Raw genomic sequence first — 23,391 nt, 5'->3', positions numbered from 1 at the left:
GACCAGCAGGGCGGGACCCGTTCTCGTCGCCGGGACACCGCAGATTACCCTGTGCGCATGCCACGACGCCGCACTCTCGTGCTGGTGCCCCTCGCGCTGACGGTCCTCGCCGGCTGCGGGCACGCACCCATGTCCGAGAAGTCCGTGGAGGAGAAGGCGTCGGAGGAGATGGGCAAGCAGATCGGGCTCGCGCCGGTCGTCGACTGCCCCGACGACCTGGAGTCGCGTGCCGGCGCGACGATGGACTGCACCCTGTCCGACCCCAACGGCAGCAACAAGGAGTACTCGATGACGGTCCGCGTCGTCAGCCTCGAGAACGGTGTCGCGAAGCTGAAGTTCGCGCTCGACGACGGCGACTGACCAACCGCCGCGAGGATGCGCGGGCGCTCACTGTGGCACTCGGACGACGTCGACGGCGGCGAAGGCCGCACCGTCGGCGAGCCGGGCGTAGCCGGGACCGCGGTCGAAGAACACCTCGCTCGGCCGGTCCGAACGGCGAGCGGCGCGCAGCGCCACTGTCGCCTCCTCGTCGACACCGAGGTCGTCTCCGTCGCCGGTGAGGACCACGGCGTAGTCCGCCTCGGCGGCGCGCCGCGAGACCTTGGCCCACACGACGTCGCGGACGACGAGGGCGGGGTCTCGGTCGAGCGGGTCACCCCAGCCCCCGCCGCCGGTCGTCCGGATGCGGACGGTCTCCCCCGCGCGCACCGGCTCGGCGTCGGCGAGCGCGTCGACGACCCGCTCGTGCGGCCCGCCGGGGTCCACCACCACCTCGAACGGACGCCCGGCCAGCCCGCCGTTGACCCCCCAGCACGCGAGGATCGAGCGGTCGGCGATCGACATGAAGTGGGCGTCGGCGAGCATCCGCAGGTGCTTCTCGTAGCCGAGCCCGCCGCGGAACGTCCCGGGCCCACCCGAGTCCACCGCCAGCGAGAGCGACTCGACGACGAACGGGAACCGCGACTCGGTGAACTCGGTCGGCAGGTTCCGCGAGTCGGGCACCACGTGGATCGTGTCTTCGCCGTCGGCGTAGTAGCGGCCGCCCGAGCCACCACCGAGGACCTCGCGCATGAGGTACGGGCGACCGACGAGGTCCGTCCCGTACACGCCGGTGTAGCGGATCGTCTCCTGGTCGGCGGGCATCCGCCCGTCCACGGCCTTGGCAAGCACTCCTGCGAGGACCCCGAGCAGACGCAGGATGACGAAGGTACGAGCGTTGGTCGGCGCCGGGAACTCAGGTGTGATCAGCGTGCCCTTGGGTGGGAACCGCATCTCGATCAGGGGCACGACACCCTCGTTGACGTCCAGCTCGGCCATGCGTTCGGGGGTGTCGGCGAGGTTGCGCAGGATCGGTGCGAGCCACTTCTTGAGGAAGACGCCGTCGGAGTAGTCGCCGCAGTGGTTGATCGGTCCCTTCGCCTGCGGTGACGTGCCGGCGAAGTCGAGGACGACCCGCTCGCCACCGGGATCGTCCGCACCGGTACGGGTGAGCGTGATGCGCTGCGTGTGGAGCTGCGGCTCGTCGACCCCGTCATGCTCGGCGTAGTCCTCCCAGACCCACGTGCCCACCGGGATCTTCGCCAAGATCTCCCGCCGGTAGGTGTCGGTGGTGCGGTCGATGATCGCGTCGAAGCACGACTCGACGGCGTCCACGCCGTAGCGGTCGAACAGCTCTCCCAGGCGACGTGCGCCCATGAGGCAGGCAGCGCACTCGGCGTCGAGGTCTGCGGCGAGCGACTCCGGCATGCGGGAGTTGCGGGTCATGATGGTCAGCGCGGCACGGTTCGGGACGCCCGCGTCCCAGAGCTTGATGGGCGGGACCATCAGTCCCTCCTCGTACACGCTCGTCGCCGCGCTCGGCATCGAGCCGGGGACGGCTCCGCCGATGTCGTCATGGTGCCCGAAGGCCTGGATGAACCCGACGACCCGCTGCTCGCCCTCGACGCCGCTGAAGACGGGCACGGTGACACACAGGTCGGGAAGATGCCCGATACCGCCCTCGGACCGGTAGACGTCGTTGTGGAAGTACACGTCGCCGGGCTTCATCTGGTCGATCGGGAAGTCGCGGGCCACCGGGTGGACCAGGGCAGAGTACGAGCGACCGGTCAGCTTGCGCAGCAGCCTGTCGTGGATCCCGGCGCGGAAGTCGTGGGCGTCGCGGATCATCGGTGAGCGCGACGTCCGGGCGATCGCCGTCTCCACCTCGTGCTCGATCGACGCCAGGCTGCCCTGGACGATCTCGACGAGCACCGGGTCGGCGCTGCCGCCGGCGTCGTCGGTGAGCATGCCGAACGGGAACTGTGTGGGTGCAGGACGCGAGGTGGTCATGCGGGGCTCCCCGCTCGGGTGACGACCAGGTTGAGGTACGGATCGACGCGCGCGACGAACCCGGGATGGAGCGGGACCGTCGACCCGTACTCCTCGATGACCGCGGGGCCGTGGACCTCGTGCCCCGGCAACAGGGACGCACGATCGAGGACGGCCGCGTCGACGTACCCCGCGCGCGCGTCGAAGCACACCGGCCTGCGCACGGTCGTCGGCGCGGCCGCGGTGCGGGTGACCTCGTGCCGACGAATCGCCGGTCGCCGGATCGGCCCGATGCCCGACACCCGGAGGCTGACCCACTCGACCTGCTGGGTGTCGTCACCGGCGAAGTCGTAGCCGTAGAGCGAGCGGTGCTCGCGGTGGAAGGCCTCGGCCACGGCGGAGACGACGTCCGCGTCCACGGGACCGCCGGGCACGGGGACGCGAACCTCGAACGCCTGCCCGAAGTAGCGCACGTCGGCGGTCCGGACGAAGCGCTGGGCCTCGGGAGGGAAGCCCTCGGTCTCCAGCGCAGCCGCCGCCCGTGCGGCCAGCCCGTCGTACAACCGCTCCACCTCGGCCGGGTCGAGCTCGGAGGCCAGCCGGACCGCGGTCTGCACGTAGTCGTTCTTGACGTCGACCGTCAGCAGCCCGAAGGCCGAGACGTTGCCCGGGCTGTGGGGAACCAGCACGGTCGAGATCCCGAGGACGTCCATCAGCCGGCACAGCAGGAGCGAGCCGGAGCCACCGAACGTCGTGAGGGTGAAGTCGCGGACGTCGAGCCCGCGCCTGACCGTGATCTGGCGCAACGCGTTGGCCTGGTTCCAGGCGGAGATCTCCAGCACTCCGGTCGCGGCCTCCTCGAGGGACAGCCCGAGCGCGGCGGCGAGCGACTCGAGACCCTTGCGCGCGGCGTCGACGTCGAGCGGGATCTCGCCCCCGAGCAGGTGCGGCGGGATGCGGCCGAGGACGACGTGCGCGTCGGTGATCGTCACGTCGGAGCCCCCCTTGCTGTAGCAGAGCGGACCCGGGTCGGCGCCGGCCGACTGGGGCCCCACCTTCAAGGTGCGCTCTGGGGACAGCCACGCGATCGACCCCCCTCCAGCACCCACGGTGACGACGTCGATCATCGGGATCTTGCTCGGGTAGACCCCCACGGTCCCCTCGGTGGTGAGGGTGGGCTCCCCGTCCACGACGACCGACACGTCGGTCGAGGTGCCGCCCCCGTCGCAGGTGAGGACGCGGTCGAACCCCGCGACCGACGCGATCATCGCGGCCCCGAGCGCGCCCGCGGCCGGCCCCGACAGCACGGTGGTGATCGGCTGGTGCACGACCTCCGCAGCCGAGAGCACGCCGCCGTTGGACTTCATCACGGAGAACGGAAGACCCTCGGTGAGCTCCTCGAGACGCCCGGCGATGCTGCGGACGTACGCCGACACCTTCGGCTTGACGGCGGCGTCGACCAGGGTGGTCATCGACCGCTCGTACTCCCGGTACTCACGGAGCACGTCCGACGAGATCGACACCACGGCCTCGGGGTGCTCCTCGGCGAGCACCGCCCGCATCGCCTCCTCGTGCGCCGGGTCGGCATAGCTGTGCAGGAAGCAGACGCCGAGCGTGTCGATCCCGCGCGCCCGGAACCACCGTGCGACCTCACGGGCCCCGTCGGTGTCGAACGGACGGATCTCCTCACCGGTCCACGACAGGCGACCGGCCACGCCTCTCACCCGGTCGCGCGGCACGATGCGGTCGGGCTTGACCCAGAAGTAGGAGTTGCCGTAGCCGTCCGGGACCGACTGACGAGCGATCTCGAGCACCGCCTCGTACCCCGCGTTGGTGATGAAGCCGAGTCGGCCGACCTTGCCCTCGAGGAGCTGGTTCGTGGCGACCGTGGTGCCGTGGGCGACCGCCGCCACGGTGTCCCGGCCGGCAGCGGGCCCTCCCTCGGGGTCGATCAGCGCCAGCACCTTGTCGATCCCGGCGAGGAAGCCCTCGGCCGGGTCCGTCGGCGTCGACGGAGTCTTGGTGGTGAGGAGCTCACCGGTGGACTCGTCGAAGGCCACCACGTCGGTGAACGTCCCGCCGGTGTCGATCCCGATCCGGAGAGTGGCGTTGATCCGTCCTGGACGGGAGCCTGACGTCATGGTTCTCCTCGCGTGGTGAGCCCTGCTCCTCGATTCCAACGCAACCACCTCGAGACCCCCACGGCGAAGGTCGCCTGACCCCTCCGGGGAACCTTGGCACTACCTGACAGGCCGCCAGCGCGACCCGCCATCATTGTCCCGTGCTCCGTACCCAGCTGGCTGCTCTCATGGCGGTTGTCGCCCTTCTCTCCGGGTGTGGGGTCACCCCTCACGCGGCCCTCTCCGCCGCCGGCGCCGAGGTCGCGAGCGGCCTCCCACCGCTGCCGCCCGTGCGCCACGAGAACACCCTGCCCACACTGATGCGGCAGCCCGACGGCGGTGGAGACCTCCGCCGCGAGCGGGTGCTTGCGGTCAACGACGCCTACACCACGTACGCCATGAGCTATCGGTCTGAGGAGCTGCGGATCTCCGGTCTCCTGCACGTCCCGCACCACGCGGTCGACCGGCCCGCGGCCGTGCTCGCCCACGGCTACCAGAACCCCCGTACGTACCGGAGCGGGCACGCGATGACCGACGTGCAGGACCGACTGGCGAGGGCCGGCTACGTCGTGATGTTCACCGACTACCGCAACCATGGAGGCTCCGACCACGACTCCGACCTCGACGCCACCCTGCGCACCGGCTACACCGTCGACGTCGTCAACGCGGTCGTGGCGCTGCGGCGCGCCCGGCTCGACGCCGTCGACCCCGACCGGATCGGACTGGTGGGACGGTCGATGGGCGGTGGCATCGCGTACAACGTGCTTGTCAGCCGGCCAGGGCTGGTCACGGCAGCCGTCGTGCTGTCGCCGATGAGCTCGTCAGCGCCCGACGGTGTCGAGATCATGACGCGCCCAGCAGCGACGCGTGCCTGGAGCCTCGCGGCAGTGCAGGCCTCGTACGGTCCGCCGGACGAGGACTCCGCCGCCTGGCAGGACCTCTCGCCCCGCCGGTTCTTCGAGCGGGTCACCGAGCCGGTGCAGATCCACCACGGCACCGCCGACCGGACCTGTCCGCCGGCGTGGACCGCCGCCTCGGTGGACGCGCTGCGCGCGGCGGGCAAGGAGGTCGACGTCCACTGGTATCCGGGACAGGGTCATCGCATGTCCGGCGCAGGACACGACCTGTCCTTGGCGAGGACCGTCGCCTTCCTCGATGCGCACGTCTGAGCGGCCCCGGCGCCGCTGGTAGGTGGACCCCGATTCGGGTACGTTCCCGAGAACGCACCCGCCTCCGGGAGGAGCAGCCGTGTCCAACGTCGCCGACGCCCTCTTCGAGCACGCACGCGCCCGCCCCGACCGGGTGGCGGTCCGGGCCGCAGGACGCGAGACCACGTTCCGGACCCTGCGGGACGCGGCGGCGGCCTTCGCGAAGCGGGTCGTCGACGCCGGGATCTCCCCCGGCGACCGCGTCCTCCTCGTCGCCCCGACCATCCCAGAGTTCGTCGCCGCCTACTACGGCCTCCACGCCGCCGGCGCGACCGTCATCACGATGAACGTGATGGCACCGGCTCGCGAGCTGGGCTACGTCGTCGACGACGCCGGCGTCGGTCTCGTCGTCGCCTGGCAGGACACCGCCGAGGCCGCCGAGGCCGCCGCCGGCGAGCGTGGACTCCCCTTCTGGCGGATCGGGCCGCTCGAGGACTGGGACACCTCAGACCAGCTCGACGCACCGGTCGACCTGCCCGACGATGCGACGGCGCTCATCATCTACACCTCCGGCACGACGGGGCGGCCCAAGGGCGCGGAGCTCGCCGTGTCCGGCATCGCCGCGATCGTCGACGCGGCCGAGCACGTCATCGAGTTCAGCGACGAGGACCGATCCGGCACCGCACTCCCGCTCTTCCACGTCTTCGGGCAGATCATGGTCATGCACCTGGCGCTCTCCTTCGGCACGCCGGTCTCGCTGCTGCACCCCTTCCACCCGCGCACGTTCGTCGAGATGATCCGCGACGACGAGCTGACGGTGGTGTCGGGCGTGCCGACGATGTGGATCGCGATGCTGCACGCTGCCGGTGACGCGAAGCCTGAGGACTTCGCCCGCCTCCGGCTCGCCTCGTCCGGGGGTGCCTCGCTGCCCGCCGAGGTGATCCGTGCGTTCGAGGAGAGGTTCGGCACGCGGGTCCGCGAGGGCTACGGGTTGTCGGAGACGTGCGGCTGGGCGACCTTCGCCCCGCTCGACACCGAGCCGAAGGTCGGCGCGGTCGGCCGCGCGGTGCACAACGTCGAGATCGAGGTCCGTGACCTGGACGGCAACGCCTTGCCGGCCGGCGAAGTCGGGGAGGTGTGGATCCGCGGCCCGATCGTGATGAAGGGCTACTGGAACAATCCCGAGGCGACCGCCGCCGTCCTTCAGGACGGGTGGCTGCGTACCGGTGACCTCGGCATCCTCGACGAGGACGGTGACCTGCGGATCGTCGACCGGCTGAAGGACCTCGTCATCCGCGGCGGCTACAACGTCTATCCGAGCGAGGTCGAAGAGGTGCTCTACGAGCACCCCGACGTCGTCGAGGCGGCGGTCGTGGGGGTCGCCGACCCGACGTACGGCGAGGAGGTGGCTGCGGTCATCGTGCTGCGGGAGGGCGCCGTTCCCGACCCCGAGGCGCTCCGGGCGTGGGCCAAGGAGCGCCTGAGCGCGTACAAGGTGCCACGCCTCTTCCAGTTCGTCGATGTGCTCCCGAAGGGTCCGTCGGGCAAGATTCTCAAGCGCGCCATCGACCGTGCCGCGCTGTCCGACGCCGCGCCGCAGAACGCCACGCCGTCCGACGCCGGGCCGCAGGACCGCCGCCGGTGAGTCCCGCCACCGCCCGCGGCGCCCGCACGAGGGCAGCACTGCTTGCTGCCGCGCGCGAGGTCTTCGAGCGTGACGGCTTCGGCGACGCCCGCGTCGCGGAGATCACGCGGATCGCAGGCTGTGCCACCGGGTCGTTCTACACCTACTTCGCGAGCAAGGAGGAGATTCTCTCCGTCGTCCTCTACGAGGCACAGAAGGATGTCCTCCACCCGCACATCCCGCCAGAGGACGGCATCACCGACCCGGCGGAGCTCGTCGAGGCCAACCACCGGGCGTTCTTCGAGACCTACCGCGCCAACGCCCGTCTCATGCTGTTCATGGAGCAGGTCGCGAGCCACGACGCGAACTTCCGCGGGATGCGCCGGAGGCAGGGGTGGGCGTACGCCGAGCGCAGCGCCGTGCTCGTCCGCCGGCTGCAGGCGCTCGGCCTCGCCGACCCCGAGCTCGATCCGGTGCTCGCCATGCGCTCTCTCGCGACCATGGTGACGCGGATGGCGTACAACACCTTCGTCGCCGGTGACGAGACCTCCCTCGACGACCTCGTGGCGATCTCCACCCGGTTGTGGCTCAACGCGATCGGGGTGACCGCGCGCACGGAGGCCGTCGCGGCGTCAGCGCCCGCGGCGTCGGAGACATCGTCGTGAGCACGGTGCAGACGGTCGCGGGGCCGGTCGACAGCGCCGACCTCGGTCGCACGCTCGTCCACGAGCACATCGTCATCGTCGGCGAGGAGCATCGCCGGAACTACGCCGGTGACTGGGACGAAGACCAGGTGGTGGCCGACGCGGTCCGCGACCTGACCGAGCTCGCGCGCCTCGGGATCGACACGATCATGGATCCGACGGTGCTCGGGCTGGGCCGCTACGTGCCGCGGGTGCAGCGCATCGCGGAGCAGGTCGACCTCAACATCGTGGTGGCGACAGGGCTGTACACCTACAACGAGCTCCCGTTCCAGTTCCACTACGCCGGTCCGGGACTGCTCTTCGACGTGCCGGAGCCGTTGACCGAGCTCTTCGTCCGCGACCTGACGGAGGGGATCGCCGACACGGGAGTCCGCGCGGCGTTCCTCAAGTGCGCGATCGAGGCCCAGGGGCTCACGCCGGGCGTCGAGCGCGTGATGCGCGCGGTGGGTCAGGCGCACGTACAGACCGGCGCACCGATCACGGTGCACACCAACCCCCACACCGGGTCGGGTCTCGTCGCCCAGCGCGTGCTGGGCGGGGAGGGTGTCGACCTGTCGAAGGTGGTCCTGGGGCACTGCGGCGACACGACGGACCTCGACTACCTGAGCAGGCTGGCCGAGGCCGGTTCGCTGCTCGGGATGGACCGTTTCGGACTCGAACTGCTGCTGCCGTTCGAAGACCGGGTCGACACCGTCGTCGAGCTCGTACGCCGCGGCTTCGTCGACAACGTCGTGATCGCTCATGACGCATCGTGCGTCATCGACTGGTTCCCTGCGGGTGCCAAGGAGCAGGTCGTGCCCCGGTGGAACTACCGGCACATCAGCGAGGACGTCATCCCGGCCCTGCTCGACAAGGGGATCAGCCAGGCGGACCTGGAGACGATCCTGGTGCACAACCCGCGCCGTCACTTCGAGTAGCCGCACGCCCGCACCGCCTACCCCCCCCCTCGCTACACCCCCCCCGCGCTTTGGGTTGCGGAGCGGGGTATTTTTGCGCGGGAACTCCCGATCTCCTCACCGAATCGCCGACGTGGGGCGGGCGGGGGTCCATCCCCGCGAGAGCAGCGCAGCCCGTACGCGCGCGACCGCTCGAAGCGGATCCGCGATGTCGGCGGCCGCGATCACGACGACGATCCACCCAGCTGTCGCGAGGGCGGCGAGGCGCTCGTGGTCGCGCCGACGTTGCGCGGCGCTGCGCTCGTGCTGCCAGCCGTCGTACTCGACGAGCACCTTGTACGCGATGTAGGGCATGTCGCCGCGCGCGATGAAGCGGCCCGTCGACTCGTCATGGATGTTCGTGTTCGTCGCGGGCTCGGGGAGACCGGACCCGACCAGCAACAGCCTGACCCACGTCTCGCGTGGAGACTCGACACCGGTACGGACCAGGTCGACGGCTCGGCGCGCGCGTACGACGCCGTCGAGTCGTGACGCTGCCACGAACTCTCGGAGCCGCGGAGCCGTCGTCCACCCGGCGTGCACCAGCCAGTCGCCGGCGGCGACGAGGTCGCGCTCCGCGAGGCCGCTCGACGCGACGTCGACGAAGGTCCTCTCGGGGCCGAGTGTCGCGATGCCCTGCACGTCCTCGGTCACGAGCGTCCCGCGCCTGCGATGGAGCGTGATCCTGGGGTCGACGCACTCGCGCTGACGGTTCGTCGACAGATGAACGGGGCCGTCCACGTCACCGATCAGCACCCCGCGCAGGTGCAGTGCGGTGAGATGGCTGACGACCGAGTCGGGAACGGCGAGGAGCGCGGCCTGAGACCGTACGACGACGGTGGGGTCGAGCTCGTGCCACCGCCAGACGCGAGGGTGCATCAGCACGAATCGTCGATCCTCCAGGACGTGCCGAGGAAGGCCGTACGCGCGGAGCTGACCGACGGCGAACGGAGCGGACCTGAGTGACTGCGGGATCGCGTACATGCCCTGAAGGTGGGTCCGCCACGGCGTCGCGGGCCACGCCGCGCGCGACCTGTGGACAACGATGTGCGGAGAACGTCGGGCTTCTTTTGCGGAAGTCGCCGATCTCCTCACCGAATCGCGGGCCGGGGGCCTCCCACGCCGATGCCGGCGCCCGAGAGCTCCTCGTACGCCCGCGCGATCGCCAGCAGACGGCGCTCCGAGCCCGCCGGACCCACGAGCTGCAGCCCGACGGGCAGGCCCTCGGGCGTGAATCCGGCCGGCACGCTGATCGCGGGACAGCCGGTGACGGTGATGAGGTACGCCGACCGCATCCAGTCGAGATAGGTGTCCTGCGGCCGACCGTTGATCGCGGTCGGGTACTCCTGGTCGGCCGGGAACGGCGGCACCTGGCTGACCGGCATCGCGAGCACGTCGAAAGCGGCGAAGAACCGGCGCGCCTGCTCGGCGAGGGCGCTGCGCCCCGCGTACGCCTCCGCGACGTCACGCCCGGTCAGGGGACGCCCGGCACGGATGTTGTCGGCGAGCGACTCCTTGACGTCGTCGGGACGGCGGTCGAGCACGGCACCGAGCGTGTAGTCCATGAGCCAGGCGCGCAGCGTGCGGAACGTGGCTTCGGCGTCGGGGAGCTCGGGCCACGCCTCCTCGACCTGGGCGCCGGCACCCGCGAGGTCGACCCCAGCCGCGCGGACGACGTCCGCGACCGAGCGATCGACCTCGAAGGCACCGCCCAGATCGACCGACAATGCCACGCGCAGACCGCGCAGCCCGACCGGGGCGGGGTCGGCGAACACCGCGCCCGGCGTCGAGTCGGCGGTCGGCACACGCGGGTCCGGCCCCGCGAGCACGCCGAGCAGCATCGCGAGATCACCGACGTCGCGGGCCAACGGGCCCTGGACCGAGACCGTCTCCCACAGGTTCCAGGTCGGCCACGTCGGGACGCGACCCCAGGTCGGTCGCAGGCCGACGACGTTGCAGAACGACGCCGGGTTGCGCAGCGACCCGCCCATGTCGGACCCGTCGGCGAGCGCGACCATGCCCGACGCGAGCGCCGCCGCGGCGCCACCGCTGGAACCGCCGGCCGAGCGACCCGTGTCGTACGGGTTGACGGTCGTCCCGAAGACGGGGTTGAAGGTGTGCGAGCCCGCCGCGAACTCCGGGGTGTTGGACTTCGCCACCACCACCGCGCCCGCAGCGCGCACCCGCTCCACCACCAGCTCGTCGTACGCCGACACGTGGTCGGCCATCACCGGCGAGCCGAACGTCGTCCGCCACCCGGCGACGTGGTGCGTGTCCTTCACCGCGTACGGGAGACCGTGCAGCGCCCCGAGCTCCGCCCCGGACGAGGTCAGGTCGTCGGCCGCCGCGGCCTGCGCATGGGCGCGGTCGACGTCGATCGACACGAGCGCGTTGACCGTGCCGTTGACCCGCGCGATCCGGTCGAGATGGAGCGTGAGCAGCTCACGCGCGGAGACCTCGCGCCTGGCGACAGCCGCCGCCATCTCCCGCGCACTGCTGTAGACGTCGATCATCGTGACCGGCGACCGAACAACCCTCCGGCGACCACGCCGGCCAGGACCAGGACGCCGCCGACGACCACACCCCGAACGAAGTCGTCGTTCGATCCGGCGCGGCCGCGGCCGCGCGTCGTCGACGCCGCCGGCGCCGTGAACCGCTGACCGGGCAGCGAGGTGTCGTCGGTCCGTGCCGAGGACGTTGCCTCGGGCTTCGCCGTCCCGTCGGGCTCGGCACCAGCGCCGGAGAGCGCGTCGTCCACCGCCCCGAAGAACTCACCCGCCATCCGCTTGCTCACAGCCGTGAGCATCCGCTGCCCGACACCACCGATCATCCCGCCCACGACGGCGTCCGCGGCGTACGAGACACCCGTGGTGCCGTCCCCTCGGTCGGCGAACCGGACGGCCACGTCGGCCGCCACCGTGCCCGGCGCCCCGGCGCCCTGCGCCCGCATGACCAGGGACTCGTGCGGGACGAGGTCGCTGAGCGCGCAGGTGCCCGTGTAGCTCCCGCGGATCGACGCGACCCCCGCGCTCACGGTCATCGCGTACGCGTTGTCACCGGTCTCCTCGAGCACCTCGCACCCGGGGATCGTGCGTACGAGGACCTGCGGGTCGAGCAGGGCCTCCCACACCGCGGCGACAGGTGCGTTGAGCACCGCCTCTCCGGCCACCTTCATGAGTCTCCCTCCAGAGCGGCCACCACCGCGTCGTCGCTGCCTGCGTGCGCACGCCGCAGGTCGAACAGCTCGCTCGGCGAGATCGGCATCCTGGTGATCGTGATGCCCTCCGCATCCTCGATCGCCGACGCGAAGACCGCCGCGCTGGGGATCACCCCCGCCTCTCCGGCACCCTTGATCCCGAGCGGGTTCAACGGTGACGGCGTCTCGAGGTGGTCGATGTCGATCGTCTCCGGCACCTCCGTGGCGTACGGCATGAGGAAGTCCATGAACGAGGCGTTCTGGAGCTGTCCGTGCTCGTCGTAGATCATCCGCTCGTAGAGCGCGCCGCCGACGCCCTGCGCGACACCGCCGTGGATCTGTCCCTCGACGATCATCGGGTTGATCAGACGTCCGCAGTCGTGGACGACGGCGTACGTGAGGATCTTGATCTCGGCCGTGTCGGGGTCGGTCTCCACGATCACGGCGTGCATGCCGGAGGCGAACGTCGACCGCGGCGGCGAGTAGAAGTCGCGGCTCTCGAGCCCGGGCGACGTCCCCTCGGGCACCGGGACCTTGTCGGGGTCACCGACGGAGAACTGGGTCGCCGCCTTGCTCGCCTCGTCGAACGCGTATCTCAACGGGTTGCTCAGCACCGCCAGCGTGCCCAGACTGATCTGCGCACCGGGCGCCCCCCTGACCTCGACCACACCGTCGCGCAGCTCGAGGTCGTCGACGTTCGCCTCCAGGGCGTCTGCGGCCAGCTCGAGCGCCTTCTGCCTGACCGAGCGGGCCGTCAGGGCGATCGCGGACCCGCTCATCACCGCAGCACGGGAGGCGTAGGTGCCTACCGCGTACGGCATGCGCCGCGTGTCACCGGTGACGACCTCGACGTCCTCGAAGCGAACACCCAGCTCGTCGGCCACGATCTGCGCGAAGGCGGTCTCGTGGCCCTGCCCCTGGGTCGTCAGTCCGGTGGAGACCTTGACCTTGCCCGTGGTCTCGACCTGGATGTGGCCGCCCTCGTACGGGCCTACGCCGGTGCCCTCGACGTAGCAGGCCAGGCCGATCCCCACCCGCCGTCCCTGCGCTCGCATCTCGTCGCGCATCGCCGTGAACTCGTCCCACCCCACGAGCGCCTTGATCTTGTCGAGCATCTGGGGGAAGTCACCGGAGTCGTAGACCAGCGCCTTGCCGTCCTGGAAGATCAGCCCCTGGTCGTACGGGAACTCGTCGGGCTGGATGAAGTTGGCGGCGCGCACGTCGGCCCGGTCCTTGCCGAGGGCGGCGGAGATCGCGTCCATGGTGCGCTCCATCGCGAACACGCCCTGGGGACGGCCGGCGCCACGGTACGGGGTGACGATGACGGTGTTGGTGTAGAGGCTGTGGAACGTCACCGAGTAGACCGGCGGCTTGTAGGGCCCGAGCAGCTGCGTCGAGGTGATGATCGGGATGATCAGGCCGTACGGGATGTAGGCGCCGTGGTCGTGCCAGATCTCGACGTAGAGACCGAGGATGCGGCCGTCGTCGTCGAAGCCGACCTCGACGTGGTGCTGCTGGGCGCGCTCGTGCGCGGCGGAGACGAAGTGCTCGCGACGGTCCTCGGTGAACGTCACCGGGCGTCCCAGCGCCATCGCCGCCATCGGGACGAGCACCTCCTCGGGCCACGGGTGCACGATCTTGACACCGAACCCTCCCCCGACGTCGGGGGTGATCACGTCGACGGTCGCGAGGTCGAGACCGAGCTTGGCGGCGATCGCGGCGCGGACCCCGGTCGAGGTCTGGGTCGAGGACCACACCTGGAGACGACCGCTGTCGGTGTCCCACTTCGCGAGCGTGCCGCGGCCCTCCAGCGGGGTGGACGCGCTGCGCTCGATGTCGAGGTCGAGCGAGAGGCGGTGCGGGGCGCGTCCGATCGCCGCCAGGGCGTCGCCGGTCGACTGGGTCGACGACGCGGCGAGGTTGCCGGGGACGTCGTCGTGCACGAGGCGGTCGGCCGCGCGCGCCGCGTCGAGCCCGACGACCGGCGGAAGCACCTCGTACGACACCACGATCCGGCCGACCGCGTCCTCGGCCACGTAGCGGTCCTCCGCCACCACCATCGCGATCGCCTCACCGACATGGTTGACCTCGTCCTTGGCGAGGGCGTACTGCGTGCGTCCGTGCGTGAGGTCGGGGTGCGGGATGAGCAGCGGGAGCGGCTCGGCCATCGCTCCTGTGAGGTCGTCGTAGGTGTAGACCGCGACGACCCCGTCGAGGTCGAGCACGGGATCGACCTCGATGTCGACGATGCGGGCGTGGGCGTGCGGCGACCTGAGGACGGCGACGTGGAGCGCGTCGGGAGCGAGGTCGTCGAGGTAGCGGCCGCGTCCCCGCAGGAACCGCTCGTCCTCCACCCTGGCGACCCGAGCGCCGAACGCCTTGGTCGTCATGGCTGGTCCTCGCGGCTGGCGGGCCCCTGCGCGTCGCGGGCCTTGCGGATCTCGGCCGCCCGCAGGACGGAGCTCACGATGTTCTGGTAGCCCGTGCAGCGGCACAGGTTGCCCGCGATCATCTCGCGAGCCTCGTCGCGGGTGGGGTCTGGATTGTCCTCCAGGCCCGCCGTGATCGTGGTGAGGAAACCCGGCGTGCAGAACCCGCACTGGAGTCCGTGGCAGTCCTTGAACGCCTGCTGCACGGGTGCCAGGCGGTCTCCCTCCTCGGCCAGGCCCTCCACGGTCGTCAGCGAGGCCCCGTCCATCGAGACCGTCAGCAGCAGGCACGAGCGCATCGGCCGTCCGTCGACGAGGATCGTGCACGCCCCGCACACCCCGTGCTCACAGCCGACGTGAGTGCCGGTGAGGCCGAGGTCGTGGCGCAGGGCGTCGGAGAGCAGCCGTCGCGCGGGCACGTCGAGGTCGTACGCCGCGCCGTTGACGGTGAGCGAGACGTGGTGGAGCGCGTCGGGAGCGAGGATCTCCGGAGGGCTGGTCATCGGGCACCTCGCGCGTCGCTCGCCGTCGCGCGGGCGTGCGCCGCGCGCACCACCCGGCGCGTCAGCACACCCGCGAGGTGTCGCCGGTAGTCGGCGCTGCCGTGGATGTCGGTCTCCGGATCGACCGCGCCGGTCGCGATCTCCGCGGCGGCGTCGACGTTGGCGTCGCTCGCCGAACCGTCCACGAACGCCTCCGACAGGTTGAGCACGAGCGGTGTCGGCGAGACCGAGAGATAGGAGGCCCGCACTCTCTCGATGGCACCCGCTGCTCCCACGGAGACGACCGCGGCGACCCCGCACAGCGCGTAGTCCCCGTGCCGCCGCGTCACCTCGTCGATCGCGGCACCGGAGCCCGGCCGCAGCGCCGGCACCTGCAGCTCGAGCGCCAGCTCGGCGGGGCGGACGGTGCACTCCAGCGGGCCGACGAAGAGGTCGGCCGCCTCGATCGTGCGACGCCCCCGGGTCGACGCGACCGTCACGGCGGCGTCAAGCAGCGCGGCGACCGCAGGCATCTCGGCCGCGGCGTCGGCGTGGACCACCGATCCGAGCGTGGTGCCGCGGTTGCGGATGGTCGGGTGGGCGACCAGCCGGAGGGCGTGGCGCAGCAGTGGCTGGACCCGCCATGCGTCGACGTCGGTCTCGACGTCGACGTGGCGGGCCAGCGCCCCGATGCGGACACCGTCCTCGTCTGTCCGCACGTAGGCGAGCTCGGCCAGCCCGTTGATGTCGACGAGCGTGGTCGGCGAGGCGATCCGCATCGACAGCATCGGGACCAGGCTCTGGCCGCCCGCGAGCACCTTGGCGTGCGGGTCGGACCCGAGGACGTCGAGCGCCTCGTCGAGCGTGGCCGGGCGGACGTAGGAGAACGGTGCGGGCTTCACAGTGCTCGCGTCACCTCTTCCGCGCCGTCGTCGGTGTCCTCGCCGTGCCGCCTCCAGGCGACCAGGTGGTAGAAGGCGATGACGAGGATCGTGCCGAGGGCGATGCCCCCCAGCTGGAAGTCGTCGGTGAAGACGAGCGTCACGTTGCCGACACCGACGATGATGCCCGCGGCCAGCCCGACGATGTTGACCGGATCACCGAAGTCGACGCGGTTCTCGACCCAGATCTTGGCGCCGACCAGGCCGATCATGCCGTAGAGCACCACCGTGATGCCGCCGAGCACACCGCCTGGGATGGCGTTGACGATCGCGCCGAACTTCGGGCACAGGCCGAGGACGATCGCCACCAGCGCGGCGAAGTAGTAGGCCGCCGTCGAGTAGATGCGGGTGGCGGACATGACGCCGATGTTCTCGGCGTACGTGGTCGTCGGCGAGCCGCCGAACGCGCTGGCGAGCGAGGTGGCGAGACCGTCGGCGCCGATCGCGCGGCCCATGTAGGGGTCGAGGTTGTCGCCGGTCATCTCGGCGACGGCCTTGACGTGACCGGTGTTCTCGGCGATGAGCGCGATGACGCCCGGGAGGACGAGCAGGATGAAGGTGAAGCTGAAGCTCGGGGCATGCACGGCCGAGACGCCGTCGGCGAGCGTGCCGGACGGGAGGTCGAACCACGAGGCGTCACCGACGGCCGACCAGTCGACCCGCTGGTGCGCGACCTCCTCGCCGGCGCTGGGCACGAAGGAGGTGATGTCGCCGAAGAGCACGTCGGCCGCCCACGAGATCAGGTAGCCGAAGATCAACGCGAGGAAGACGGCGATCCGGCCCCAGAAGCCGGGGAGGAGCACGGCCGCGCCGACCATGAACGCCGCCGTCGCGAGGGCGATCCATTGGTCCTGCGGCCAGTAGGTCGCGGCGACCACCGGTGCGAGGTTGAAGCCGATCAGCATGACGACCGCGCCGGTCACCGCAGGCGGGAGCAGCGTGTGCAGGAAGCGCGTGCCGGCGAAATGGACCGCGACGCCGACGGCAGCCAGCACGAGACCGGCCACGAGGATGGCTCCGGTGACGTCGGCGGAGTCACCGCCCTGTCCTCGGATCGCGGCGACCGCGGCGACGAACGAGGCGCTGGTGCCGAGATAGCTCGGGACCATGTTGTTGGTGATGAGCAGGAACATGATCGTGCAGATGCCGGAGAAGAGGATCGCCAGGTTGGGATCCAGGCCCATCACCACGGGGAAGACGAAGGTGGCGCCGAACATCGCCACGACGTGCTGCGCGCCGAGCCCGGCCGTGCGGCCCCAGCTCAGCCGCTCGCGTGGTCCCACCGCCTCACCGGGAGGCGGTGTCTTGCCGTCGTGCACCACGTCCCACTTGAACATCGACATCCCGGTCTCCTCAGAGCGTGTGCGAGCCGCCGCCGGGGGATCTCGTCGGCGCACCCGGCCAATGACGAGACCCTAGTAGTGACGAGCGACATGTGACATGGTGCGAACCTGCCAACGGACCCCTGACCGGCCTGTCAGGCCTTGCTCTGCGTGTTCATCTGCCCGAAAAGAACCTGGACGGCGATAGCCTCGAGCGATGCCGAGCTTCGAGGTCACGCCGATAGGCACCGTCCGGAACGACCGGACCGACGTCCAGGAGACGGACCACTGGGGTGCCGTACGCAGCACGATCGTCCTCGATGAGCGCTTCGGCGAGGCGAGCCTCCAGGGCCTCGATGAGTTCTCCCACGTCGATGTGGTCTTCGTCTTCGATCAGTTCCCCGAGGACGACGACTACGGCGAGCCCCGTCCGTACCGCGGCCGCTCCGACCTACCGCCGGTCGGGATCTTCGCCGGCCGCGGCCCGCGCAGGCCGAACCGCATCGGGGTCACGAGCTGTGCGATCGAGTCCGTGCACGGCCGCGAGCTGACCGTGGTGGGCCTCGACGCGGTCTCGGGCAGCCCTGTCATCGACCTCAAGCCCACGATTGCGGAGTTCCTCCCGGTCGGCACCACGCAGCCCTCGTGGGTCAGCGCCATGATGTCGGACTACTTCCAGACGTAGCCTTCGTACGCCGCGTTCACTCCCGCATCTGCAGGATCTGCAGCGCCACCGCGACGTCGAGGCGCACCTGGGGGTCGGTGCTGAACGGACCGAGGATGCTCTCGAGCTTGGTGACCCGGTAGCGCATCGTGTTGTAGTGGAAGTGCTGCGTGCGTGCGGCCTCGGCCACGTTGAGGTTGACGTCGAGCAGCACCTGCAGCGTGGCTCGGAGGTCAGCGGCCGCCGCGGTGGCCTGCGCGAGCGGCCCGAGCACCTCCACGACGAAGGCGTCGAGCTCGCCCTGGTCCTCGACCTGGGACAGGAGGCGACGGACCCCGAGCCGGTCGAAGTACGTCGTCGAGCCGTCACCCTTCATCCGACGGCCGACGTCGACCGCCTTGCGGGCGCGGGCGTACGCGTCCGGGAACGCCTCCACCTCGGTCACCACGCGGCTGATGCCCGCGGAGAACGAGCGTCGCCCGCCGCCCGAGTCGCCGCGCACTGCCGCCAGCGCCTCCTCGACGACCTCGCTCACGTCCGACCCGTCCTCGGCCACCGGCAGGAGCGCGACGACCTGCGATGAGAAGTCCGCGACGGCGATGCTCCGACCTCGTCGCTCGACCACCTGACGCCAGGCCGCGGCGAATCGGTCCTGGAACCCGCGGCGCGAGCGACCTGACACCGGCGCGTCCCCGGGTCCGGGCGGGTCGAGCTGGGCGACCACGACCACCAGCGGGCGGTCGAGCTCCCAGCCGAGTCCGCGGGCGTGCTCGAGGACGTACTGCGGGCTCTCGGCCCGGTCGGTGAGCACGTCGCGGAGGAAGTCGCCGCGATACTTCCCCTCCACCGCGACGACCGCCTGCATCCGCGTGATGAGGAGCGCGGCGACGGTCGCGGCCCGCTCGAGGGCGTACACGTCGGACGCCCGCAGCGACCGTCGTTCGCTCAGCACGACCAGCCGGGCGAGCTCGGTCCCGGAAGCGGCCACGTGCAGGGATCGGATCTCGCCGACCCCGAAGGGTCGGGGGGTGCGCATGCGCTCGACCCGGACGCGGCCGGACACGTCGAGGAACTCGCTGACCTCGAGGCTGGCCCGCACGTCGTCGCTCAACGCACCGGCCCACTCGCGTCCGTCGGTCGAGGTGACGAGGACACCGACGTCGAGCACCTGGGACACCTCCGCGGCGATCTGGTCGAGATCACCACCCTCGAGGACGATCTGGGTGAGGGCCGAGTGGAGGGCGTCGATCTGCGCGAGGACGTGCGACTGGAACGCGTTCAGTGCGGCGTAGGCGTCCCTCAGCACGTCGTCGAAGGCCACCTCGTCAGGGATCTGGACGATCGGGAATCCGAGGTCGTCGGCGAGCGCGAGCACCGACTCGGGCACCTGGTCGACGTAGCGGCCGAGCTTGATCGCGAATCCCGCGAGCCCGGCGTCGTGGAGTCCTCGCACCAGTGCCAGCATCCGGTTCACGTCGAGCCGGCGCGAGGTGTCGAGCAGCGGGAAGCCTGTCGTGACGAGCAGCTCGTGCGGCTTGACCCACCCGAGGACGTCGGGGACCTCCATCACGTTGAGGCCCGTGACGGTGCGCTCGGACCCGGCGGACCCGGCGAGCGTCTTCGCCCCGGTGAGCGCGTCGATCGCGATCACCGCGGACAGCGGGAGCCCGTACGTCGTGCCTGGCAGGTTGTGGCTTGGATCTGGCCGATCATTGGCAAGTCTCGCCATCGGCTCACCGTAGCGAACGCTCCTACGCTGACGCCATGGTCGAGCCGTTCGGATTCCGGTCCCAGGCCGCCGGGCGCCCCGACCGCCACCGGGGCGCGCACCCGTCCGCCGCCACCCCCGAGATCGCTGCCCGGCTGCACGGGCCGCGGCGGGCAGCCCCGATCGTGCACCGTGGCCCGCACGCCGTCTACGTCGACGACCGCGGGACCCGTCTGGCTGTCCTCGGCCGCGACGCGGTCGCGGTCCCCTGCGGTGTCCAGACGCCCTGGCCCGACGTCGCCGGGGTCCGGTCGGTCATCCTCGGAGGCGGGCGTTGCAGCGTCGACGACCGCGACCTCCGTGTCCAGCGGTATCTCGACGCCCGTGTCCGTCCGCTGAGCATCCGGTGGCAGGAGCACGCTCTCCCCACCGCCTCGCTCGCGACAGAGGTCGACGCCCTGCTCCGCGCCGCCGTCCCGTACGCCGCGCTCCAGGAGGACGATCCCGCCGCCGTCGACGCGCTCCTGGGTCGTGGACCGGGCCTGACGCCGCTCGGCGACGACGTCCTCGCAGGGTGGCTCGTCACCCGCCACGCCGCTGGATACCGGGGCGGCCGCGTGGCCCAGGCGGTCCTCGCGGTGGCCTCCGTACGCACGACCACCGTGTCGTCCACGTTGTTGCTGCACGCCGCTCGAGGAGAAGGCGTTCCCCAGCTGTGTGCGCTCGTGGAGAGCCTGGGCCGGCCCGGGGACGCCGACCGGCTGGCCGACCTACGCGTCGTCGGCCACACCTCCGGCGCCGGGCTCGCGCTCGGCGCAGCCCTCGCCCTGCCGTCCCCTTCGGCCGCCGCCGCCTGACCCCATCCCGAGGAGAGCGATGACCGACCACGTACGCATCCGATCGGGCGCCTACGCCGACTCGGTGACCCTGCTCCAGGTGAGCAAGCGGGTGGCCGCCTTCGCCGGGGTGGTCGACGCGCAGGTGGCGATGGCCACGGGCCTCAACCTCGAGACGCTGGCCGCGATGGGGTTCGACGTGCCCCCGGAGGCGACCCCGAACGACATGGTCGTCGCCGTGCGGCTCGACGGGGCCGTGCTCGACGACGTGCTCGTCGAGGTGGATGCCGCGCTCGACGAGGTGAGCCGCCCGGCCGTGGACGGTGATGCCACCGTCGCACCGCCACGTACGACGGCGAGCGCGCTTCGCGGGGCACCCGCCGATGCGGTCGTGCTCGTCTCGGTGCCAGGTGCCTCAGCCTTCGTCGAGGCGATGGACGCGGTCGAGGCCGGGCACGACGTGATGGTCTTCAGCGACAACGTCCCGGTCGCGCAGGAGGTCGCCCTCAAGAGCGCGGCCGCCGGGCGCGACGTGCTGGTGATGGGCCCTGACTGCGGCACCGCCGTCGTCGGCGGGGTGGGGCTCGGCTTCGCCAACGTCGTCCGTCCCGGGCCGGTCGGCATCGTCGCCGCGTCCGGCACGGGGACGCAGCAGGTCCTGGCCCTCCTCGACCAGGCCGGCGTCGGCGTGAGCGCCGCGCTCGGTGTCGGTGGACGTGACCTCTCGGCGGCGGTCGGCGGACTCTCCACCCGTACGGCGCTGGCCCGGTTGGACGACGACCCGGCGACCTCGCACGTGCTGGTGGTCTCGAAACCGCCCGCGCCGCAGGTCGCGGCGTCGATCGAGGCGTACGCGGAGTCCCTGACGGTCCCGGTCGAGCTCGCCCTGCTGGCGCCGGGCACCGACCTGACCCTGCACACCGAGGCGCTGCTCGACTCGCTCGGTGTGCGCCCCGAGCCGTGGCGTCGTTGGGGCCAGCCCGAGGAGGCCGGACCTGGCCGTCTGTGCGGGCTGTTCGTCGGCGGGACCCTCTGCGACGAGGCCATGCTGATCGCCTCCGAGCACCTGGACGAGATCCGCAGCAACATCCCGCTGGACGGTGGTCTCGGGCTCGATCCGGCGGCCGTCCTCGCCGGTGACCTCGGCGACGCGCACGTGATGATCGACTTCGGCGACGACGCGCTGACGGTCGGCCGAGCGCACCCGATGATCGACCCGACGCTGCGGCTCGGCGCCCTCCGCCGCGCCGGGACGGATCCCTCGACCGCCGCCGTCCTGCTCGACGTCGTGCTGGGCCACGGCGCGGAGCCCGATCCCGGCGCGGTGCTGGCTCCGGCCATCGAGGCCGCGCGCCAGGCCGCCGCCGACGGGGGCCGGATCCTGGCCGTCGTGGTGACGCTGGTCGGGACCTCCTCCGACCCCCAAGGGCTCGAACGCCAGGGCGAGGCGCTCGCCGCGGCAGGGGCGTACGTCTTCTCCTCGAACGCCGAGGCCACCCGCCACGCGGTAGGGCTCGTCGCACCTGCGGCCGCCCGTACCGCCACGACCGCAGGAGAGGCACCATGACCACCCCCACCGTGGTGACTGCCGGGACCGGCCTGCTCACCGACGCCGTCGAGGACCAGGCGGTGACCGTCCGACGCGTCGACTGGCAGCCCCCGATGCCCGGGACCGAGCACGACCTCGCGACCGTCGCCGCGGACCCGCTGCGTGCAGCGGCCAACACCAAGGCGGTCGAGGCCTGTCTCGGTGTGACCGCGCAGCTCGTCGACGTCCAGCCGGCGAGCGAGGTGCTCGGGCTCGCGCCCGGCGACTTCCTGCACGCGGGGCCCCCGATCACCTGGGAGCGCGCGTCCGGTCCGATGCGGGGTGCGCTGAGGGGAGCGGCGACCCTCGAAGGTCTCGTCTCCGACCCCGACGAGGCCGTCGCGTTCTTCGAGTCCGGCACCGGCTACACCCTGAGCCCGGCGCACCACCACGACGCCGTCGGTCCGATGGCAGGGGTGGTCTCGCCGTCGATGTGGGTCTTCGTCCTCGAGGACGCCTCGACCGGGGCGCGGACGTACTGCTCCCTCAACGAGGGGCTCGGCAAGGTGCTGCGCTACGGCGCGTACGGTCCCGAGGTCCTCGATCGGCTCCGCTGGATGTCGGGGGTCCTCGGGCCGGTCCTCCAGAGCGCCGTGCGGTCGACCGGCCCCATCGACGTGACCGCGCTGCTCGCGCAGATGCTGCAGATGGGCGACGAGGCGCACAACCGCAACCGCGCGGGCACGCTGATGCTGCTCCGCGACCTCGCGCCGGCGATGATCCGGTCGGGGTCGCGGGCGGGCGACGTCGCCGACGCCGTGTCGTTCATCGGAGGCAACGACCACTTCTTCCTCAACCTCGCGATGCCCGCCTGCAAGCTGGCTCTCGACGCCGCCCGTGGGATCGACGGCTCGACCATGGTCGTCGCGATGGCCCGCAACGGGACCGACTTCGGCATCCAGGTCTCCGGCACCGGCGACCGGTGGTTCACCGGTCCCGCGCAGGTCGCCGACGGTCTCTACCTCGGGTCGTACGGTCCCGACGACGCCAACCCCGACATCGGTGACTCCGCGATCACGGAGACCGCCGGCATCGGCGGGTTCGCGATGGCGACGGCGCCGGCGATCGTACGACTGGTCGGCGGATCGGTGCCGGACGCGCTCGCCACGACACGTCGCATGAGCGAGATCACACTGGCCGCCAACCCGCGCTGGACCATCCCGGTCCTCGAGTTCGCCGGGACCCCTACCGGCATCGACGTGACCCGCGTGTGCCGGACCGGCATCCTCCCCCAGATCAACACCGGGATGGCCGGGCGTGCGGCGGGTACGGGGCAGGTCGGAGCCGGCCTCGTCACGCCGCCTGCCGAGATCTTCCCGGCGGCCCTCGCCGCCCTCGCCGAGGGTGCACGAGAGCGTGCCGCGGCCTGCTGAGCCGACCCCACACC

Annotated in this window: 19 protein-coding genes; 9 read left to right on the top strand and 10 right to left on the bottom strand. The window is 71.4% G+C overall.

Going from position 1 to position 23,391, the window contains the following annotated elements; translation table 11 throughout:
- Window positions 1-57 precede the first annotated feature (57 nt).
- On the top strand, window positions 58-360 hold the full coding sequence (locus KV100_RS15045) for a DUF4333 domain-containing protein (RefSeq protein WP_220343913.1): 303 nt from the start codon (window positions 58-60) through the stop codon (window positions 358-360).
- 27 nt (window positions 361-387) lie between these two features.
- Here KV100_RS15045 and KV100_RS15040 read toward each other — a convergent pair whose 3' ends face one another.
- Both KV100_RS15040 and KV100_RS15035 read right to left on the bottom strand, forming a co-directional pair.
- Window positions 388-2,328: a hydantoinase B/oxoprolinase family protein gene (locus tag KV100_RS15040; RefSeq protein WP_220343912.1), complete on the bottom strand. Its 1,941-nt coding sequence runs from the start codon at window positions 2,326-2,328 to the stop codon at window positions 388-390.
- On the bottom strand, window positions 2,325-4,448 hold the full coding sequence (locus KV100_RS15035) for a hydantoinase/oxoprolinase family protein (RefSeq protein WP_255560911.1): 2,124 nt from the start codon (window positions 4,446-4,448) through the stop codon (window positions 2,325-2,327). Before KV100_RS15035 ends, KV100_RS15040 begins: the two co-directional genes overlap by 4 nt.
- 140 nt (window positions 4,449-4,588) lie before the next feature.
- On the opposite strand from KV100_RS15035, the gene KV100_RS15030 reads away from it, so the two are divergent.
- From KV100_RS15030 to KV100_RS15015, 4 genes are all read left to right on the top strand, one after another.
- Window positions 4,589-5,596 (top strand): alpha/beta fold hydrolase, encoded by a 1,008-nt coding sequence (locus tag KV100_RS15030; protein WP_308291455.1) that lies wholly within the window; start codon window positions 4,589-4,591, stop codon window positions 5,594-5,596.
- A gap of 79 nt (window positions 5,597-5,675) precedes the next feature.
- Window positions 5,676-7,220 carry an AMP-binding protein gene (locus tag KV100_RS15025; RefSeq protein WP_220343911.1) on the top strand — a complete coding sequence of 515 codons (1,545 nt, stop codon included), beginning with the start codon at window positions 5,676-5,678 and terminating at the stop codon, window positions 7,218-7,220.
- A complete protein-coding gene (locus tag KV100_RS15020; protein WP_220343910.1) occupies window positions 7,217-7,864 on the top strand; it encodes a TetR/AcrR family transcriptional regulator in 648 nt (215 codons plus the stop codon). Before KV100_RS15025 ends, KV100_RS15020 begins: the two co-directional genes overlap by 4 nt.
- A complete protein-coding gene (locus KV100_RS15015) occupies window positions 7,861-8,820 on the top strand; it encodes a phosphotriesterase (RefSeq protein ID WP_220343909.1) in 960 nt (319 codons plus the stop codon). Before KV100_RS15020 ends, KV100_RS15015 begins: the two co-directional genes overlap by 4 nt.
- A gap of 96 nt (window positions 8,821-8,916) precedes the next feature.
- On the opposite strand, the gene KV100_RS15010 is transcribed toward KV100_RS15015, so the two are convergent.
- The 7 genes from KV100_RS15010 to KV100_RS14980 form a co-directional block, all read right to left on the bottom strand.
- Window positions 8,917-9,822, bottom strand: coding sequence for a hypothetical protein (locus KV100_RS15010; protein ID WP_220343908.1), 906 nt, complete (start codon window positions 9,820-9,822; stop codon window positions 8,917-8,919).
- A gap of 107 nt (window positions 9,823-9,929) precedes the next feature.
- Window positions 9,930-11,351 (bottom strand): amidase, encoded by a 1,422-nt coding sequence (locus KV100_RS15005; RefSeq protein WP_220343907.1) that lies wholly within the window; start codon window positions 11,349-11,351, stop codon window positions 9,930-9,932.
- Window positions 11,348-12,013, bottom strand: a complete 666-nt coding sequence (locus KV100_RS15000; RefSeq protein ID WP_220343906.1) for a carbon monoxide dehydrogenase subunit G — start codon at window positions 12,011-12,013, stop codon at window positions 11,348-11,350. Before KV100_RS15000 ends, KV100_RS15005 begins: the two co-directional genes overlap by 4 nt.
- Complete coding sequence (gene cutA / locus KV100_RS14995) at window positions 12,010-14,424, bottom strand: aerobic carbon-monoxide dehydrogenase large subunit (protein ID WP_220343905.1); 2,415 nt, start codon at window positions 14,422-14,424, stop codon at window positions 12,010-12,012. Before cutA ends, KV100_RS15000 begins: the two co-directional genes overlap by 4 nt.
- Entirely contained in the window at window positions 14,421-14,966 is a 546-nt protein-coding gene (locus tag KV100_RS14990; protein WP_220343904.1) for a (2Fe-2S)-binding protein, read from the bottom strand. Before KV100_RS14990 ends, cutA begins: the two co-directional genes overlap by 4 nt.
- Window positions 14,963-15,847 carry a xanthine dehydrogenase family protein subunit M gene (locus KV100_RS14985; RefSeq protein WP_220343903.1) on the bottom strand — a complete coding sequence of 295 codons (885 nt, stop codon included), beginning with the start codon at window positions 15,845-15,847 and terminating at the stop codon, window positions 14,963-14,965. The genes KV100_RS14990 and KV100_RS14985 overlap by 4 nt, the downstream gene beginning before the upstream one ends.
- Entirely contained in the window at window positions 15,844-17,229 is a 1,386-nt protein-coding gene (locus tag KV100_RS14980) for a uracil-xanthine permease family protein (RefSeq protein ID WP_220343902.1), read from the bottom strand. The genes KV100_RS14985 and KV100_RS14980 overlap by 4 nt, the downstream gene beginning before the upstream one ends.
- Before the next feature lie 196 nt (window positions 17,230-17,425).
- Between KV100_RS14980 and KV100_RS14975 the strand changes: the two genes are divergently transcribed.
- Window positions 17,426-17,893, top strand: a complete 468-nt coding sequence (locus KV100_RS14975; RefSeq protein WP_220343901.1) for a TrmO family methyltransferase — start codon at window positions 17,426-17,428, stop codon at window positions 17,891-17,893.
- Window positions 17,894-17,909: 16 nt separating this feature from the next.
- Here the strand turns inward: KV100_RS14975 and KV100_RS14970 are convergent, their stop codons facing one another.
- Window positions 17,910-19,601, bottom strand: coding sequence for a PucR family transcriptional regulator ligand-binding domain-containing protein (locus KV100_RS14970; protein ID WP_220343900.1), 1,692 nt, complete (start codon window positions 19,599-19,601; stop codon window positions 17,910-17,912).
- Window positions 19,602-19,636: 35 nt separating this feature from the next.
- On the opposite strand from KV100_RS14970, the gene KV100_RS14965 reads away from it, so the two are divergent.
- From KV100_RS14965 to KV100_RS14955, 3 genes are read left to right on the top strand one after another with little or no spacing between them, the layout of a single operon-like run.
- The gene (locus KV100_RS14965) at window positions 19,637-20,437 is read left to right on the top strand and encodes a DUF2877 domain-containing protein (RefSeq protein ID WP_220343899.1); all 801 of its coding nucleotides are present in this window, start codon (window positions 19,637-19,639) and stop codon (window positions 20,435-20,437) included.
- Window positions 20,438-20,456: 19 nt separating this feature from the next.
- Entirely contained in the window at window positions 20,457-21,983 is a 1,527-nt protein-coding gene (locus KV100_RS14960) for an FdrA family protein (RefSeq protein ID WP_220343898.1), read from the top strand.
- Window positions 21,980-23,377 (top strand): DUF1116 domain-containing protein, encoded by a 1,398-nt coding sequence (locus tag KV100_RS14955; protein WP_220343897.1) that lies wholly within the window; start codon window positions 21,980-21,982, stop codon window positions 23,375-23,377. Before KV100_RS14960 ends, KV100_RS14955 begins: the two co-directional genes overlap by 4 nt.
- The last annotated feature ends 14 nt before the right edge of the window (window positions 23,378-23,391 follow it).

Source organism: Mumia sp. zg.B21 (assembly GCF_019550855.1).
GTDB lineage: Bacteria > Actinomycetota > Actinomycetes > Propionibacteriales > Nocardioidaceae > Mumia.
This window is presented reverse-complemented; position numbering and strand designations above follow the sequence as displayed.

Excerpts from the sequence above, each read along its gene's own strand:
- KV100_RS14980 (WP_220343902.1), bottom strand. The coding sequence starts at position 17,229 with ATGTCGATGTTCAAGTGGGACGTGGTGCACGACGGCAAGACACCGCCT.
- KV100_RS15045 (WP_220343913.1), top strand. The coding sequence starts at position 58 with ATGCCACGACGCCGCACTCTCGTGCTGGTGCCCCTCGCGCTGACGGTC.
- KV100_RS14955 (WP_220343897.1), top strand. The coding sequence starts at position 21,980 with ATGACCACCCCCACCGTGGTGACTGCCGGGACCGGCCTGCTCACCGAC.
- KV100_RS14970 (WP_220343900.1), bottom strand. The coding sequence starts at position 19,601 with ATGGCGAGACTTGCCAATGATCGGCCAGATCCAAGCCACAACCTGCCA.
- KV100_RS15035 (WP_255560911.1), bottom strand. The coding sequence starts at position 4,448 with ATGACGTCAGGCTCCCGTCCAGGACGGATCAACGCCACTCTCCGGATC.
- KV100_RS14975 (WP_220343901.1), top strand. The coding sequence starts at position 17,426 with ATGCCGAGCTTCGAGGTCACGCCGATAGGCACCGTCCGGAACGACCGG.
- KV100_RS14960 (WP_220343898.1), top strand. The coding sequence starts at position 20,457 with ATGACCGACCACGTACGCATCCGATCGGGCGCCTACGCCGACTCGGTG.
- KV100_RS15040 (WP_220343912.1), bottom strand. The coding sequence starts at position 2,328 with ATGACCACCTCGCGTCCTGCACCCACACAGTTCCCGTTCGGCATGCTC.
- KV100_RS15005 (WP_220343907.1), bottom strand. The coding sequence starts at position 11,351 with ATGATCGACGTCTACAGCAGTGCGCGGGAGATGGCGGCGGCTGTCGCC.
- KV100_RS14965 (WP_220343899.1), top strand. The coding sequence starts at position 19,637 with ATGGTCGAGCCGTTCGGATTCCGGTCCCAGGCCGCCGGGCGCCCCGAC.
- cutA (WP_220343905.1), bottom strand. The coding sequence starts at position 14,424 with ATGACGACCAAGGCGTTCGGCGCTCGGGTCGCCAGGGTGGAGGACGAG.
- KV100_RS15000 (WP_220343906.1), bottom strand. The coding sequence starts at position 12,013 with ATGAAGGTGGCCGGAGAGGCGGTGCTCAACGCACCTGTCGCCGCGGTG.
- KV100_RS14990 (WP_220343904.1), bottom strand. The coding sequence starts at position 14,966 with ATGACCAGCCCTCCGGAGATCCTCGCTCCCGACGCGCTCCACCACGTC.
- KV100_RS15010 (WP_220343908.1), bottom strand. The coding sequence starts at position 9,822 with ATGTACGCGATCCCGCAGTCACTCAGGTCCGCTCCGTTCGCCGTCGGT.